Below are 16637 nucleotides of genomic sequence, written 5' to 3' on the forward strand. Positions count from 1 at the left end.
ATTTGAAATTACCTCGTACGGAATTGGAGTGCCGCTTCTTCGCTAGCTGGCATAAAGCATGCTAATGGTTTTGAGAACCATTTATCGTTATGAGCACTCTTCCTTCGTCCAGCGCCGAATCTTCCACTCAACAGCACCCAACGCATATCGATATTCATAATTTGCCAGACTGGCTACGTGCTTATTCGGTAGATGCGTCGGTTTTGGATGAGTCAGAAATTGATCGGCATCCCGTGCATGGGACGACTGTTTATCTAGCACATACTCAGGTGCCTACGCGCTACGGCGATTTTTGTGCCTGTATCTTTCAGGATATTATCCATAAGGGCTATATCATCGCACTGACCTATGGTGACATTAAAGAGGCCGACCTCTTGCATACGCGCATGCACTCGAGCTGTGTGACCAGTGAAACACTGGGTGGATGTGATTGCGATTGTGTGCAGCAACTTGAGGGCGCGATGGAGAAGATTGCCGAGAGTGGGCATGGTATTTTGTTCTATTTACTGCAAGAGGGGCGCGGCGTTGGTTACTCGGCGAAGGCACGCGACCGGATGTTGGTGCAGGCGAGTGGCGACACCTTATCGACCTTTGATGCTTATAAGACTTTGGGGCTGAAGAAGGATTATCGTCAGTATCTCAACATCGCCGATATCGTGCACATTTTGGACATTGATGCCAAGTGGGTGGTGTTGACGAATAATCCCGACAAAGTGGAGGCGATGCAACGCAATGGATTGACGGTCGAGCGCACCGAATCGATTGAGTATGAGCCGGGGCCTTTTAATTTATTTTATTTGAAATCGAAGCAGGAGTCCGGGCATGTGCTCTCGCGGCCCAATGAGCTGCCGCTGGCGGACATTCGCCTTCCCGAAGCCGTAGTGCCTTTTAAGCCTGTGCGCTTAGAGCACGCGGAGCGCTTTATATATATGGCGAGTTACCTGCTGCCGATTCGACCGATCGACGATGAGATCGTGGTCTCGTACGATCTGGTGCGTGAGATCTTGGGCGATGAGGAGCTGGAGCCGTATACCATGGGACCCGAGCCGATGATTCGCGAATTTAAATCGATTCGAGGGAATCGCTTGATCTTGAAAATTGATTCCAAGGCGATCGAAGCCAGGGGCAAGGATCCTAAGGAGAACCCATTCGCACGCCTGCTCTTTGAGCCATACTGGTTTCGCGTGCATGTGTATTACGATATCGTGAGTGGTGATGACTTTGTGGTGCTGACCCATGGTAACCCCAAGTCTTATGATCGACCAATCGTGCGCATTCAGAGTGAGTCTATCCTGAATCGTTTTCCTGTAAAAGTGGACGAGAATAAGGCGAAGTATAACCGCGCGATTCAACACATCGTGCGTTATGGCAGTGGTGCGGTGGTGCTGGTGTATCAGGATGGGCGTGGGGCAGGTTTCGGTGCTTTCTCGCTGGATCGTATGTTTCGCGAGCAAAACCGTAGCTATGATACTCGCGAGTCCTACCGTAAGCTCGGCGTTCCTTTTGATCAGCGTGACTACGAGTGTGTCTTTCAAATTTTGAAAAGCCATCTCCCGAGCATGAACATTCAGATGGTCATGAACTCGCCCAATAGTTTGATAGAGAAAAACGAGTATGCACAGGCGCTGCACCGCAGTGGTTTAAATGTAGTTGATTGGATCTTTCTAGAGTCTGAGACTTGAGGCTATGAGCTTGCAACGCGGACTTGATATTTTGGCACAACGGATTGAACAAGTTCCGGAGTGTTTACGGCAAACTTTGGCTCCGTCATTGCCGACGCCTGTCTTTGCCGGTGCGGCCCGCGAGGTGATCACTACTGGGATTGGGAGTTCGGAGGCGGCCGCTAAGTATTTGCAGGCGCAACTGAACCGTATCCCGCAGCAACATGCGGAATTTTTGCCGACCTGTGCATTTTATGGCGAGCTGCCGGCCGCCAGCGCGCGTAAGCATTTGGTCGTTTTTACCCAAGGGCTCTCGCCCAACGCGCAGATCGTGCTGGCGCGGCGATCACAGTTTGCGGGTTTGACGCTGGTGACTTCGTCCACCTTGGAGGGACAGCGCCAAGCCGGCAAGACTGACCGTGCGCAGCTCTTGCAGGATTTGGAAGCTGAGGGCGCTTCCATTGTGACGCACCCGATGGAGGATGAATTTGAAATTTTGCCGCGCATCATCGGGCCTGCCTGTGCTTTATTGGCGGCGTGGAAGGTCGCGGCCTCAGTTGCGGAGGCTCAGTCTACTGTAGCTCAGGCCAGGATCTCCGATATGCTGGATGCCGTCTGGGCGGTCGACTTGCCCGACACCGAGCTGCTGGAGCGCTGCGCTCACGAGCTTTTGGCGGGTGTTGATTTTTATTTTAGTGATTGCAGCTCGCTCTATGCGCAAAATTTAGCGGCCAAGGTGCTGGAGACCGTGTTTTGTGCACCGCCACGTATTCGAGATTTGTTTGATTATTCGCATGGTCCCTTTCAAGCCGAACGCGCGCAGCCCGGGCATCGTTGGATTTTTACCAGTGAGCAGCCGGCGGCACTGGATCTGGTCGCGCGTTTAAGTCCTTTATTGGAGCGAGTGAACCCGCCCGTGATCATCCAATCGCCGGTGCCGGAGCCTTATGCGATTTTTTATTACGAGCGCTTTCTCAATGCGGTGGTGCTTCGCGCCGCGAAATTGGCCGGATATAATCTGATCGATTGGCCGGGCAAGTTGGAAGACGGCGAAGGGTATGCCTTGCAGCAGCCTTATGCGCGCGAATTGTGATTTTTTCTGCTTATACCCATTCAAAAAAAATGGACCTAGGTGGCGTGCACCTAGATCCATTGAAGAATGTGTCGTATGGCTCGTTTCGGCCTATCCGCTTAGCGCTGTTCTTGTCCGCTCTCGATGTCGATGATCTTGAAATTCTCGACGTGATAGATCGGATCGGCACGGAAGGAGAGGCGTGCGCCGTAGGATTGCTCGATCTCCAGTAGCAGATCCTCATCCTCTTGGCGCAGGCGTTCGAGGTTGGTCGGGTGGAGTAGCACGCGTAGGGCGACCTCTTTATCGTGGCCATCGCGTGCACGGATGTGGCGGATGACACTGATTAGGCGACGTTGCACTTCGACGCTCATGGTGCGGGAGCTCTTGACCGAACCGCGACCGTGGCAATACGGGCAGTCGGTGTAGATCCCACTGGAGTGACTCTCGGAGTGGCGCTGGCGAGTCATTTGCATGATGCCGAGCGTGGAAATTGGCAGAATGTGGTTTTTGGCCTTATCGCTCGCCATTTCGCGACGCATGCGTGCGAGCACGGCGTTGCGATCTTTTTTCGCCTTCATATCGATGAAATCGAGGATGATGAGACCACCAATATTGCGCAGACGCACTTGACGGCAGATCTCTGTGGCCGCTTCCAGGTTGACTTGAAGTATAAAGTCCTTGCCGTCCTTATTCTTGTTCTTGTGGGAGCCAGTATTCACGTCGATCGAGATGAGTGCTTCCGTTTCTTCGATCACAATTTCACCGCCGCCGGGGAGTGGCACGCAGCGCATGTAAGTCTGTTCAATCTGGCGTTCGATGTTGAAGCGCTCGAATACCGGAATGTCGTCTTTAAACAGATGGATCTTCGACTTCGAACGCGGGGAAATCTTCGTCACTTCCTCGATGATATTGTCGTAGTCTTCTTTCTTGTCCACCATCACGCGGTCGATTTCCTCTGTCAGGAAGTCGCGCACAGTACGGCCGACGATGTCGGGCTCGACATAGAGGCAAGCTGGTTTCTTGGTGGCCTCCATGCGTTGGTTGATAACTTCCCAGCGTTTGAGTAGAATGTGGAGGTCACGTATGAAGTAGCGGGCTTTTTTACCTTCGCCTGCAGTGCGCACGATGATGCCCATACCTTCGGGCAAGGTGAGGTCGCGTAAGATACCTTTGAGGCGTGAGCGCTCCTTTTTATCTTCGATTTTGCGAGAAATGCCCAGCGTGCCTGTGTAAGGCATCAATACCAAGAAGCGGCCGGGGAGCGCAATATTAGTGGTTGTGCGTGGACCTTTGGTGCCAATTTGCCCCTTGGTGATCTGCAGTACGATTTCACTACCGATGGGGTAGAGTTTTGGAATGTCTTTAACAGTGATTTTTTCGGCTTCGCGCTTACGTTGCTTTTCCGATTTATTATCGCGGACAATCTCGATCGTATTGTCTTTGGCAGCGGGCAGAATGTCCCAATAGTGCAGGAAGGCGTTTTTATCTTCACCGATGTCGACGAAGGCTGCTTTGAGTCCCGGCTCCAAATTTTGAATGCGCCCTTTGAAGATTGCACCGACTTCGCGAGCTTCACCAGTACGCTCGACTTCGAACTTTTCTAGTACGCCGTCCTGTAGTAGGGCTACGCGCTTTTCCAAGGGTTCGGAATTGATGATGAGTTCGGTGTAAGATTTCTTTTCAGCTTTGATTGCTTTGACGATGCGTGTGATCAGCGGTTGTGTTTTCTCGCGTTTCGCAGCGTCATCTTTGAGTGCGCGGGTGTCGATGCGTTCTGTCTTTTTTTCCTTGGGAGCAGATGTGAGCTCTTCAGTATATTGATCGTCGCTGTTCGCTTCGCTGTTAGAAGTGTTTTGAGTAGTTGATTCGTCGTTCATTGGTCTTGGTTTCCCGTGGGTGAGGTGGGGATCCCAAGTTCTGGCTGTTTTGACTATCGAATCTGTATGTGTGTGGGTGCATCTGCATCATGAAAAATCCTTTCGATACCGATATACACTTTGTACAAGACCTTGTAGAATAAAACAGCTCAGAACAAAGGAGCCTCCGTAACTTAAAAACGGAAGCGGTAGTCCGGTAATCGGGGTGATGCCGATAGTCATGCCAATGTTGATGAAGAAGTGGACGAGGAATAGAATACTGACACCGATGGCCAGTTGCATTCCAAATCGATCTCTTGCGAGTCCGGCAATACGTATGCCGTTGGCGACCATCAGGCAAAATAGCCCGACGACGAACGCGCTTCCAAGAAAGCCTGTTTCCTCCGCGATAACGGAGAAAATAAAGTCATTGTGTGCCACCGCTTGTGGGAGGTAGCCGAGCTGCGCTTGAGTACCTTTGAGGTACCCTTTGCCCGACCATCCACCAGTTGCGGCAGAAATTTTTGCTTGATTGGCATTCCAGCTTGCACCGGTGCCAGTGGGATCCACTACGTCGGGAGCGACGAAGGTGAGGATCCGGTTTCTTTGATAATTGTGAATGGGGAGCAACGATTGGTAGTCGCTGATCACCTCTGAACTACCAGTATTTTTCGCTTCGCGCTGAGCTTCTAAATGCTGGCTATAACCGTAAAGATCGACTCCCAACACTGCCAGTGCGATCGCGAATGCGGCGAATGCACTTAAGAAAAATTTCTCCGACAAGCGGGAAACATATAGCAGAGCGAAAATCATTGGTGGAAAGACAAGCGAGGAACCTAGGTCGGGTTGTAGGAAAATCAACAACATTGGAAGTAAAAAGACAGCGGCCACTTTGGTCAGCACCAGCAGCGAATCTTTGACGGTTCCGATCTCGGATCGGGCTAGGATACTGGCCGCCATAATCAGAGTGCCGATTTTGGCGCCTTCGGTCGGTTGGATTCTTATACCGACGTCAATCCAGCGTCGGGCACCCATTTGATCGACGCTGATTGGACTGAAGGGCATAGTCAGTAATAATCCAAAAATTCCCGCAATATAGATGAAATGAGCATATTGTAGGATTAATTTGTAATTGACCGCTGAAATTGTGGTGTAGCTGCCTACACCAACTAGAATAAAGAATAGCTGCCGCTTCCAATGTCCGCCGTCGTAAGAGATTTGCGCGGAATAGATAAAGAGCAGTCCAATGCTACAAAGTAAGAAAATACACAGTGGATTGATGATGTCGAAGCGTAGCCGCTCCCCTGGATACATCAGGTTCTGGTACTTTTTACTAAAGATACGGCGATAGACGGACACGTGGGTAAATTAAAAAGTAGGCACTGCGAATGAGGCAACTAATTCACATCGCCAAGGTAATTACCGGCCGGGATAAAATCGTCATCTTTGAAAAAAGCTTTGATGACCTCTGGTAGGAAACGGCGATTATTCAAATCGTCCAGTGGGATCCATTCGACGCCCACTTGCTTTTTATCATGCTCCGTGCCAGGGCCGATCCCGTCGGGGTTCGGCAGTGAGCAGCGAAAAACATTTTCGACTTGGTGAAAGGCACGGTGTGAATCGCGAAATTCATGGTTCCTGCCGATGTATTCTCTGACGTATAGGAGCTCACCAACCTCGACATCTGTGCCGATTTCTTCCAGGCACTCGCGCTTGAGCCCCTGGCGCAGGGTCTCTCCGTGGCGTTGGCCGCCGCCCGGGAGGATGTAGAATTCCCCCGTCCGATCGCGCATTTTAATCGCAAGGACTTTTTTGTTTAAAATTATGAGAGCTCGTGCCGCTGTTCGAATATGACGCATGGTTGTAGGATACAGCCAAATGCAGATTACCTCAGGAGCAAGACTCAACATAGATACTGTGAAATTTGTGCTAAGGCCGTTAGAGTCGCTTGCGGTTTGTAGCTCTCTATGTCAGGACTCTCTCATGGTTGAAATCATTGATAGTTTAGGTGCAGAAGTTTTTAAGCAGCAGTTTGCGGATTCGCCGCAGTTACTTGCGTTTTTAGAGGCGAATTTTACTGGAGCTGAGAGGGCTGCTGTACGCCAGCAGCTCTTTAATTCTACGGATGAGAGCGCTTACTCGCTGCGGCAATGGGTGGAATCCTTGCGCACGGTGCGGGCGTGGTTGGATGCGCGTGGGCTCGAGATGTCGCTGGAGGATGAGTTGGGCTATGTGTGTTGTGCGGGCGAGGCCGCTGGTGCAGGTGCGAATTTGACACATTTGCCGACTTTGGTTGCGGATATGTTGGAGAGCTATGGTTGTGAACGCGCAGAGCCACGGACAAAAGTTTGATGCTCGAATCAGGGGAGGAATTAGGAGTGGAGGAAGTTCGAAGCTGCATGGTTTCGCGCTTGCCTGAGCGGATGAAGCGCATTTGCTCTCACTCATGGCGCAAAAAATACAGCCCCGTTTTCTCGATTTCACGACCGCTCATGCAGTTGCCGAAGACTTCGGCACGCCCGTCTATGTCTATGACCAAAAGACTTTAGAGGCCAATGCGGCCGCGGTGCTTGCTTTTCCTAATGCCTTCGGCTTGACGGCTCGTTATGCGATGAAAGCGTCTCCGAATGCCGCGATCTTGAAGCTCTTTGCTCAGGCTGGTTTGCACATTGATGCGTCGTCCGGCCATGAGGTGCACCGTGCGATGGCGGCAGGTATTGCCGCAGAGAAAATCAGTCTGAGTGCGCAAGAATTGCCAGAGGACTTGGGCGAGCTCTTGGACGCAGGTATTCAACTGAACGCTTGCTCGTTGGCTCAGCTGGAGCGCTTTGGTCAACTTAAGCCCGGCGGCGAAGTGGGCATTCGCATCAATCCTGGTGCTGGCTCGGGTGGTAACAATCGCACCAATGTGGGCGGCCCATCTTCCAGTTTCGGTATCTGGTATGAGTGGATTCCTCAGATCAAAGAGCTCTTGGCTAAGTATTCGCTCACCGCGGTGCGCATTCATACGCATATCGGCTCTGGCAGCGATCCCGAGGTTTGGCTCAAAGTGTCGAAGATGAATTTTGAGATGGTGCGTCAATTTCCTGATGTGGTGACACTCAACCTCGGTGGAGGCTTTAAAGTGGGGCGTATGCCCGATGAGAAGTCGACCGACCTGCAAATCGTGGGGCAGCCGATTAAGGAGAAATTTGAGGAGTTCGCAGCGGAGACTGGTCGCAAGATTCGTCTCGAAGTCGAGCCGGGCACCTTCTTAGTTGCCAATGCCTGTGCTTTGCTTTCTAAGGTGCAAGACGTGGTCTCTACCGGAGAGGCGGGCTATGATTTTATTAAACTCAACACTGGTATGACTGAGTTGCTGCGTCCCTCCATTTACGGGGCGCAACATCCGATCTGTCTTTTGCAGAGTGAAGAATCCGCCAGCTCTAAAGAATACGTGGTGGTGGGCCACTGCTGTGAGTCGGGGGATATTTTGACACCTGCGCCAGGCGATCCGGAACTGTTGGCGACGCGTGAGCTGCCCGAGGCCACGATTGGTGACTACTGCGTGATCGATGGCTCCGGGGCCTATGCTTCGGCGATGACGCCTAAGCACTACAATTCATATCCAGAAGCTGCGGAAGTCATGTTAGATACATCGAACGCGCCGCGCTTGATTCGCCGTCGTCAAACGCTCGCAGAGATCTGGGCTAACGAAGTTTAGAATGTAGAACGTCCAACGTCCAACGTCGAACGTCCAATTCTGAATGTGAACTTGTAGCGGGGGACTCTAACCCCGTTGGCGTTGGGCCGGCTGCGGCTAGTCGAACGCTCGAACCGAGGCTAAAGCACTCGGCTACGTCATAGGTGAAGGTCGAATGATCAATAATTCACAATCGAGTGTTCGCCCCATTCTCCCTCGTGTCGTGTATGCAAGCCCGCGTATCTCCAATTCACCATTGGATGTCGGACGTTCAATGTTCGAAGTTCCTCTGTTCTTCTTCGAATAATAATTCATCACAGTCTTCAGGGCGGTTGGCATGCAATTCGTCGGGTAAGCAGAAATAGTAGCTCATCAGCCACAAACTCCAAGAGAGACGGTAGAATAGCAGCGGTAATAGTAGCGCTGCGATTCCGGCTGCTATCATTGCTGGCCTAAAAGGTATCCAGCCTGCAAACCCCGCCAGTAGTAGCGGCGCGACGACGCCAAAAACTGCGATTCCGTAATTGATACAGAGTGGGCCGAGATAGTAACCATCGCCGCGTTCTAAAGTCATACCGCAGTAGGGGCAGCGATGGTTGATCTTTAAAGTCGACCGAAAGATTTTAGCTTGTCCACAGTTGGGACACTGGCAGCGTAAGCCGCGATCTACAATATCGCTGCGGCGAACTTTGGGCAGAGGCTTGAGTGTGTGGTCAATCATCTATAAAATAGCGGGTAAAATTGTCGGCGACTTGCTGTGCGAGAGCTTCCACTGCGACTTCTCGCAGTTTGGCGATACGTTGGTAGCCATTTAAGAGGAATTCCGTGGGACTGGTCGAAGTTTTCAACGTGTCCGGTGCATCGGTTTCAATCAAGAGCCGATCTGCGGGCACGGCTCGAACGGCGGCGGACGCTTTCTTTGCATTGTTACTCAGTTGAGCTGCGTGAAATGAGAAATAGGCTCCGAGTTGGGCCAACTGTGCCACTTGTTCGGCCGAGCCGCTATACGCGTGAAGGTGAATGCCGCGTGAGGGGCAGGGTTGCGCTTTTAAGATGCCGAGTAGTGGGTCAAGAGCTTTCAAGCAGTGGATCGATACTGGTAAATTATGCGTGGCGGCTTGCCTGAGTTGCCAGATGAACGCGTATTGCTGCCGTTGGATATCGTAGCCGTCTACCCATTGGTCGAGGCCGATTTCGCCGATTGCTCTGGCTGCAGTGATGTGTTTGAGAAAGCTAGCTTGCCAATCGCTTGGTGCCTCATTCACCTGCCAAGGGTGCAGACCGATTGCGGGAATGATTTGTGGCTCTTGATGCGCGAGCTTCAGTAGTTGCGGCCAATCTGCTGGACATGTTCCATTGAGTACGACCGGATGACTGAGTGCTGCGTGTGGATGGCTATGAGCGTCGTAGAGTTTCATTGGGTTGTGTCGCTCGGTTCGGTGCCATCTATTTGATCAGCGGAGGCTACACTAGTGAAGACCATACGAACTTGAGTGCCATGGTGCAGCCCCAACGAATTAGGATTCTGCTAGGCAGGACTGAGCAAAGCGTTGGATGGATTCCACGATACGGCTCAGTCCGTTGCGGCGATTGGGAGACAGGTGCTGGGTGATGCCCACCTCGGCTAGAAAGTCGGCATCAGTCTTAATGATATCCTCTGGTGTTGCATCGCTGTAGAAATCACAGAGTAGGCTGGCGATACCCTTGACGATGGCAGAATCCGACTCCGATTGAAACTCGCAGAGTCCGTTTTGATAGCAAGGTACCACCCAGAGTTGTGACATGCAGCCCTCGATCTTAAAGCTATCGATCCGTAAGTCCTCGGGCAGACCTTTGGCTTTCTTGCCACGGTCCACGATATAGCCCAGCCGTTCGTAGGGATCGGGAATGAGGGTGATCTCCTCGACCAGTGCGTTTTTCTTTTCTTCTAAATTCATAGTGTTTCAGAGTTAGAAGCTAGCCAGAGGAATTTAGAAGTCAAAAATGAGAGGGTTATGTAAGACAGACACTCAAGTCTGTCGTCTGCGTCGCGCTGGAGTGACAGGGAGGACGCCTGTCTTGCATAAAAAAGCCCTGCCGTTGGCACGGCAGGGCTTTGCTTAAATGGAATCGAAAAGATTACTTGAGTGTTCCAGCGTAGATCGCGTTTTCACCTAGCTCTTCTTCGATGCGTAGAAGTTGGTTATATTTTGCGATACGGTCGGAGCGACTCATCGAACCAGTCTTGATTTGACCTGCATTCGTCGCGACAGCAATGTCGGCGATTGTAGTGTCTTCTGTCTCACCGGAACGGTGAGAGATGACGGAGTTGTAGCCGTTGACCTTACCCAGTTCGATGGCTTCGAGTGTTTCGGTGAGAGTGCCGATTTGGTTGACCTTCACGAGGATCGAGTTGGCGACGCCTAGATCGATGCCCTTTTGTAGGAATTTCACGTTGGTGACGAAAAGGTCGTCGCCGACGAGTTGGACTTTGTCACCGATCGCGTCTGTGAGCGCTTTCCAGCCATCCCAGTCGTTTTCGTCGCAACCGTCTTCGATAGAATCGATTGGATATTTTTCGGTGAGCTCCTTGAGGTAAGCAGCTTGCTCTTCGGAGTTGCGCTTTGCACCGCCTTCGCCTTCAAACTTGGTGTAGTCGTAAACACCGTCGCTGAAGAACTCTGAGGATGCACAGTCGAGTGCGAAGGTGATGTCGCTGCCAACCTTATAACCAGCCGCTTCAACAGCTTTGCTCAATGTGTCGAGCGCATCTTCAGTGCCTTCGAATGTAGGAGCGAAACCACCTTCGTCACCTACAGCTGTGCTGAGGCCACGATCATGAAGCACCTTCTTGAGGCTGTGGAAGCACTCAGCACCCATGCGGATCGCTTCGCTGAATGTCTTGGCGCCGATTGGACGGATCATGAACTCTTGGAATGCGATCGGTGCGTCGGAGTGAGAGCCACCGTTGATAACGTTCATCATAGGCACTGGAAGCACCTTGGCATTGGGACCGCCGATGTACTTGTAAAGTGGTAGGCCGAGTGCGTCGGCTGCTGCGTGAGCCACTGCCAGCGAAACACCGAGCATCGCGTTTGCACCGAGTTTTCCTTTGTTGGCTGTGCCGTCGAGGGCCAGCATTGTTTTGTCAATGGTGAGTTGGTCGCAAGCATCCAAGCCCACTAGTTCCGGAGCGATGACGTTATCGACATTGTCGACGGCCTTCAAGACGCCCTTACCTAGGTAACGAGCCTTGTCGCCATCGCGAAGCTCAACAGCTTCGTGTTCACCTGTGCTGGCTCCGGATGGAACTGCAGCCCGGCCGATGATGCCAGAGTCAAGCTCGACGTCGACTTCGACGGTTGGATTGCCCCGAGAATCGATGACTTCGCGGGCGCGGATATCTGTGATGATAGTGCTCATAGTAAAAGCGATTTGGTTTCTATGTGAGATGAAATTGTTGCCTTCACCTGCGTACGCAGTCGAATAATTGGACAACAAGGCTGTTGTTTTGCAGCTCCTGCTTTAACTGTCAATGATTCGTGAATAAGTAATCTTTATGATTTAGAAGAAGCAAACTTATTGATAAGCGAATCTTATGCCTAGGCTCTTTGGGATTAGTCTATGCTTATTGAGCGCTGTATTGTGGGCGATCTTTGGCAGCGGTCGACAGAACTTTTTTTTGTATTAAGCTTCACATCGTAATTTTTTACATAAGACTAGCAATCTTATGCAAAAAATGAAACCCCTTCTTCCCGCATATTTATCAATTCTTGGCTTGTGCTTGACGGCGCAAGCTGACGTGAGCCTGCCGAGTATATTTGGTGATCATATGGTGCTCCAGCGTGAGCAGGCCAACCCCGTCTGGGGAACTGCCGATGCGGGGGAGGCGGTCACTGTTGAAATCGGTGGGCAGTCGCATCAGGCTGTTGCTGATGAGGAGGGTAAATGGCGCGTCAATTTGAGTCCTCTGGAAGTTGGAGGCCCCTATACTTTGAGTGTGACTGGGAATAATGTCCTAAGCTTTGTAGATGTGTTGGTGGGGGAAGTTTGGTTTTGCTCCGGTCAGTCGAATATGGAGTGGAGCGTGCGTAATTCCAACCACGCGGATGTTGAGCTGGCGACAGCAAACAATCCACAGATTCGTCTGATCACGGTTTCGAAGAATGGAACCCAGCAGTTGCAAGACGATTTTAAAGGCGAGTGGCAGCTGGCTACTTCGGAGACGGTTGCAGATTTTTCAGCCGTTGGGTATTTTTATGGTAAACGCTTGCAGCATGCATTGGATGTGCCGATCGGCTTGATCGATAATTCGTGGGGCGGCTCTTCTGCCGAAGCTTGGGTTCCGCGTGATGTTCTGAAGCAATCCGATACTTTTAGTGATTATATACAATTATGGGCTGAGCGTGCCGCTGCTTATAGTGATGAAATACACGCAGAAAAGGTTGCGGAATATCGCGCCTGGGAGGCTGCTGGTAAGCCCGATCCCCGTAAACGCTGGCCTAGCGATCCGCGCACGAATCAGCATCGGCCGGGGAATATATACAATGGTATGGTTTATCCCCTGGCCGGCTATGGCATACGTGGAACAATTTGGTACCAAGGGGAAAGTAATGCCGGTCGCGCGCAGCAATACCGCGAGCTCTTTCCGCTGATGATTACGACTTGGCGTGAACTTTGGCAGCAGGGAGACTTTCCGTTCTACTGGGTGCAATTGGCAGATTACCAAAAAGAGACAACTGAACCCAGTGATCATTCTTGGGCGAAGTTACGTGAGGCACAGACCATGACACTCTCATTGCCCAATACAGGAGAGGCAGTGATCATTGATGCGGGCGAGGGGCGTGATATTCATCCTCGTGATAAGCAAACTGTGGCCGATCGCTTGGTGCGACATGCGTTGGCGAAGGATTATGGCTTTGATGTCGCCAGTGATAGTCCGCGTTACGCATCGATGGAGGTTGAGGGAAACACTGTGACGCTTCGCTTCGATCACGTCAGTGATGGGGGACTGCGCGCTTTTGATGTGACAGAGGTTAAAGGCTTTAGTATCGCAGGTGCGGATCAAAAATTCGTTTGGGCCGATGCTAAAATTGTCGGTAAAGACCAGGTGGTGGTTTCGAGTGATCAGGTTGCCGAACCTGTCGCCGTGCGTTATGCGTGGGCCATTAATCCGGTTGCGAATTTAGAAGATCGTAATGGTTTGCAAGTAACACCGTTCCGAACTGACGATTGGTAGGGGGGGGGGGTTCTGCAGTAGCAGTCTTTGTGAGTTCTTGTAAATCGGCTGAGATTTTATTTCCTGCTCTTGATGGAGGTCCTTTAAGGGCAGGAAACCATCTCGCTACCTCTATAATTATAAGTTTTGCCGGCCTGCCAAGTGATTGAGGGCGGGTGCTGTTGGGTGGCTTATCGGGGGCTGTGGGCAACTGCAATTTCCTTGAAGTAAGGTAAGCCTTCCAGCGGGGTTTTGGCTTTAATCGCGGTGAAATCGAATTGTCCCTTACTTAGGACGATCGAATGTAGCGGCGTGCTTGAGGTGGATATGGATTGCGAAGTGTGTGTGTTAGTTACTGTGGCAGTGGCTATGTTTGTATCGAGGTCATACTCCAGCGATAGTTGGTAGTCGTGATTATTGTGAATCTCCAAGGCCTGTGTTGAGAGTGAGGCATTCTTTTTAGAATTGACTGTAGAGCGCAGTTGAATGCGCCCTGCATCTTTGGTGGTGGGCAGAAAGCGTAGTGCCACATGTTCGCTTGAGGTTCCGTAAAGTAAGCCCATGCTGTCGTCCCCAGTGAAGCCGATCCAGGCGCCCGCAATGCCATCGAAATTATTCTGGTTCAAATTGACTGTTGCGTCGATGCGAATGGTGCCTGTTTGAGGCATGTTGGGGATTGCGAAAGATGTGGCGCTGTTTCGTGTCCGTGGTTTGGCGCTGGCGACTTCATCTCCGTTAATTTCAGAGTATTGAAATGGGAGGCGTGAAGGGTAGTCATAGAGCGTTTGTCCAACCGCAGTGCTACGGCCAAATAAGGTGTCGCCAGTGCTGATGGAGCCTCTGAATTCAAAATCGTCGTAGACGAGTTGTTCCAGGGTTGCTTGAGCACTGGCGCATAATAAAGTGATTGAGAGAATGAGGAGCTGGGGATACTTGTGTCGCATGATAGGAAGTGGGCTCATTTTATATATTTAGGAATAAATGATTAATTGTGAGTGAATTTTTAATTCTAAGTAGACTTGGTCAAGGGTTTTCATTGTCATGACTAGTCTGTGAACCGCAATTGGTGATTGCTTTTTGTGATCATTGAGGGGCTTGTTTACTTTTATTTTGAGTATTGAAGCTATTTGTTGCTTTGTGGAAAATCTTCGTCGTGAGTTTTGCCTCTTATAGTAAAGAAATCTTGACGCATGCGACTAATTGTTAAGCATGAACTACTTTAGTATCAATTGTTCCTGCTTTAATTATTATGAATCGACGTGATTTTATTGAAAAAACAGCATTAAGTGGCCTTGCTGCTGTCTTGACCCCGCGAGTCGCTTTTTCTCAGAACTTGGATTTAAGTTCGAGTAAGTTTTTGTATAATGGTATTCGGCTCCCAGAGGTCTGGCCTCCGCAGGATATGAGTCCGAGTTCATACGCTCCGATGCCAGTGCCTTATTTGGAGCGGCCACCTGCAGTGGTTCCTATTGATGTCGGGCGGCAGATGTTTGTAGATGATTTTTTGATAGAGCAAACGACTTTAAAACGTACCTTTCATAATGCAAAGAAGCTGGAAAATAATCCAATATTGCAGCCTGAAACTGATTTTGAGAAAGGGCTGATTTATGGAACGCAGGCAAGTAATCCAGTGGCTGCGCCCAAAGACGGTGGAGTTTGGTGGGATCCGAAAGATGAGGTGTTTAAGATGTGGTATGAGTGCGGTTGGTTGCTTACCAGTGGGTATGCGATCAGTCGGGATGGTATCCACTGGGAACGTCCCGACCTTGGGATTATTCCTGGCACCAATCGTATCTTGCCATATTTGGTTCCTGATTCATCCACCGTTTTTTTGGATCACTTTACTACGAATCCGCAGGAGCGCTTCAAAATGTTTACACGCGCTCCGGGCAATACCTTGCCGAGTGGGTTTAGTATGACCTCGCCGGATGGGATTCACTGGAGTACGCCGGTTGAAACGGGGCCGTGTGGAGACCGCAGTACTATGTTTTACAATCCATTTCGCAAGAAATGGGTCTACAGTATTCGTTCTTTTGCTTCATCGGCTTTGCCACGTGTGCCTTCTGGGCGTGCGCGATTCTATCGAGAGCATGATGATTTTTTTGAAGGTGCAAAGTGGGATGCCGAGTCTGCAGTTTTCTGGGCGGGCGCAGATCATTTGGATTTGCCGGATCCTGATATCGGCGATAATGCCCAGCTCTATAATTTATCGGCTGTTGGTTATGAGAGTTTAATGCTTGGACTGCATCAGATACATTTAGGGCCGGGGAACAATGAATGTGCGAAGCAAGGTATTCCCAAAATTACGGAGCTAAAGGTTTCATTTAGCCGCGACGGTTTTCATTGGGATCGTTCGCATCGTGAGGCATTTATTCCTGCCGCGCGTGTGGATGGGAATTGGGATCGTGGCTATGTCCAATCTGTCGGTGGTATTTGTTCTATTGTGGGCGATGAATTGTGGTTCTATTATTCTGGCTTTGCCGGAGATACTGAGAAGACCCAAGGCGGGCATCGAGCGAACGGGATGTATCATAATGGAAGTACCGGCATCGCGACGCTGCGACGCGATGGTTTTGCTTCTATGTCCTCTGTTGGTGAATATGGCACGTTGACGACTCGACCGGTTACCTTTAGGGGAAGGCACTTGTTTGTGAACGTGGACTGTCCACTGGGGGAGTTCCGGGCGGAAGTCTTGGATCAGAACGGTGTAGTTTTGGAGCCATTTTCGGTGAGTAATTGTGTCGGTGTTTCTAAGGATAGTACACTTGTTGAAATTGGCTGGAGAGGCGCTCAGGATCTTTCTTCTCTGATCGGTAAAGAAGTTCGCTTTAAGTTTTATGTTAAGAAAGGCAAGCTGTACTCTTTTTGGGTGAGTCCTGACAAGTCGGGGGCGAGTCAGGGGTACAATGCGGCTGGAGGCCCTGGCTTTAAGGGAGGCGTTGATCGAGAAGGCATTAATGCGTACCGAGTTGCTCGTTCCTTTCAATTAACATAAAGCAACCGGCGTTTCTATTGTTGGGCGCTGGTACGGTGCTACCCAGAGCAGACGCAACAGGTGCCAAGATGCTGGCGTAGATTTTGTGGTTTCTCCAGGGACTAATCCGCGGATGTTGCAAGTGACGAAGCTTGCAACATTTGGCTTTTGCGCCCGGCATCCTGATGCTTA

14 protein-coding genes are annotated in these 16637 nt (G+C 50.8%); 6 read left to right on the forward strand and 8 right to left on the reverse strand.

What is annotated here, in order from left to right; all coding sequences use genetic code 11:
* The first annotated feature begins 89 nt into the window (after positions 1–89).
* On the forward strand, positions 90–1682 hold the full coding sequence (locus QEH59_RS09730) for a hypothetical protein (RefSeq protein WP_308985177.1): 1593 nt from the start codon (positions 90–92) through the stop codon (positions 1680–1682).
* Positions 1683–1686: 4 nt separating this feature from the next.
* Positions 1687–2754, forward strand: coding sequence for a hypothetical protein (locus QEH59_RS09735; protein WP_308985178.1), 1068 nt, complete (start codon positions 1687–1689; stop codon positions 2752–2754).
* A 98-nt stretch (positions 2755–2852) separates the two neighbouring features.
* Here QEH59_RS09735 and QEH59_RS09740 read toward each other — a convergent pair whose 3' ends face one another.
* The 3 genes from QEH59_RS09740 to QEH59_RS09750 all read right to left on the reverse strand — a co-directional run bounded on the left by QEH59_RS09740 (position 2853) and on the right by QEH59_RS09750 (position 6502).
* Positions 2853–4613 (reverse strand): Rne/Rng family ribonuclease, encoded by a 1761-nt coding sequence (locus tag QEH59_RS09740; RefSeq protein ID WP_308985179.1) that lies wholly within the window; start codon positions 4611–4613, stop codon positions 2853–2855.
* An 87-nt stretch (positions 4614–4700) separates the two neighbouring features.
* The gene (locus tag QEH59_RS09745) at positions 4701–5951 is read right to left on the reverse strand and encodes an FtsW/RodA/SpoVE family cell cycle protein (RefSeq protein ID WP_308985180.1); all 1251 of its coding nucleotides are present in this window, start codon (positions 5949–5951) and stop codon (positions 4701–4703) included.
* 38 nt (positions 5952–5989) lie between these two features.
* Entirely contained in the window at positions 5990–6502 is a 513-nt protein-coding gene (locus tag QEH59_RS09750) for an NUDIX domain-containing protein (protein ID WP_308985181.1), read from the reverse strand.
* Positions 6503–6575: 73 nt separating this feature from the next.
* On the opposite strand from QEH59_RS09750, the gene QEH59_RS09755 reads away from it, so the two are divergent.
* Positions 6576–6944 (forward strand): hypothetical protein, encoded by a 369-nt coding sequence (locus QEH59_RS09755; RefSeq protein ID WP_308985182.1) that lies wholly within the window; start codon positions 6576–6578, stop codon positions 6942–6944.
* 94 nt (positions 6945–7038) lie between these two features.
* Positions 7039–8295 (forward strand): diaminopimelate decarboxylase, encoded by a 1257-nt coding sequence (locus QEH59_RS09760; RefSeq protein WP_308985183.1) that lies wholly within the window; start codon positions 7039–7041, stop codon positions 8293–8295.
* A gap of 250 nt (positions 8296–8545) precedes the next feature.
* On the opposite strand, the gene QEH59_RS09765 is transcribed toward QEH59_RS09760, so the two are convergent.
* From QEH59_RS09765 to eno, 4 genes are all read right to left on the reverse strand, one after another.
* Positions 8546–8995, reverse strand: a complete 450-nt coding sequence (locus tag QEH59_RS09765) for a DUF983 domain-containing protein (RefSeq protein WP_308985184.1) — start codon at positions 8993–8995, stop codon at positions 8546–8548.
* Positions 8988–9692, reverse strand: a complete 705-nt coding sequence (locus QEH59_RS09770; RefSeq protein WP_308985185.1) for a TatD family hydrolase — start codon at positions 9690–9692, stop codon at positions 8988–8990. Before QEH59_RS09770 ends, QEH59_RS09765 begins: the two co-directional genes overlap by 8 nt.
* A gap of 99 nt (positions 9693–9791) precedes the next feature.
* The gene (locus tag QEH59_RS09775; RefSeq protein ID WP_308985186.1) at positions 9792–10211 is read right to left on the reverse strand and encodes a SufE family protein; all 420 of its coding nucleotides are present in this window, start codon (positions 10209–10211) and stop codon (positions 9792–9794) included.
* 181 nt (positions 10212–10392) lie between these two features.
* Positions 10393–11676, reverse strand: a complete 1284-nt coding sequence (eno, locus tag QEH59_RS09780; RefSeq protein WP_308985187.1) for a phosphopyruvate hydratase — start codon at positions 11674–11676, stop codon at positions 10393–10395.
* A 307-nt stretch (positions 11677–11983) separates the two neighbouring features.
* Between eno and QEH59_RS09785 the strand changes: the two genes are divergently transcribed.
* Positions 11984–13492 (forward strand): sialate O-acetylesterase, encoded by a 1509-nt coding sequence (locus QEH59_RS09785; RefSeq protein WP_425609239.1) that lies wholly within the window; start codon positions 11984–11986, stop codon positions 13490–13492.
* A gap of 170 nt (positions 13493–13662) precedes the next feature.
* Here QEH59_RS09785 and QEH59_RS09790 read toward each other — a convergent pair whose 3' ends face one another.
* Positions 13663–14433 carry a hypothetical protein gene (locus tag QEH59_RS09790; protein WP_308985189.1) on the reverse strand — a complete coding sequence of 257 codons (771 nt, stop codon included), beginning with the start codon at positions 14431–14433 and terminating at the stop codon, positions 13663–13665.
* A 287-nt stretch (positions 14434–14720) separates the two neighbouring features.
* Between QEH59_RS09790 and QEH59_RS09795 the strand changes: the two genes are divergently transcribed.
* The gene (locus QEH59_RS09795) at positions 14721–16466 is read left to right on the forward strand and encodes a hypothetical protein (protein ID WP_308985190.1); all 1746 of its coding nucleotides are present in this window, start codon (positions 14721–14723) and stop codon (positions 16464–16466) included.
* Positions 16467–16637 lie beyond the last annotated feature (171 nt).

The sequence above is a fragment of the Thalassobacterium sedimentorum genome (assembly GCF_031127905.1).
GTDB lineage: Bacteria > Verrucomicrobiota > Verrucomicrobiia > Opitutales > Coraliomargaritaceae > Thalassobacterium > Thalassobacterium sedimentorum.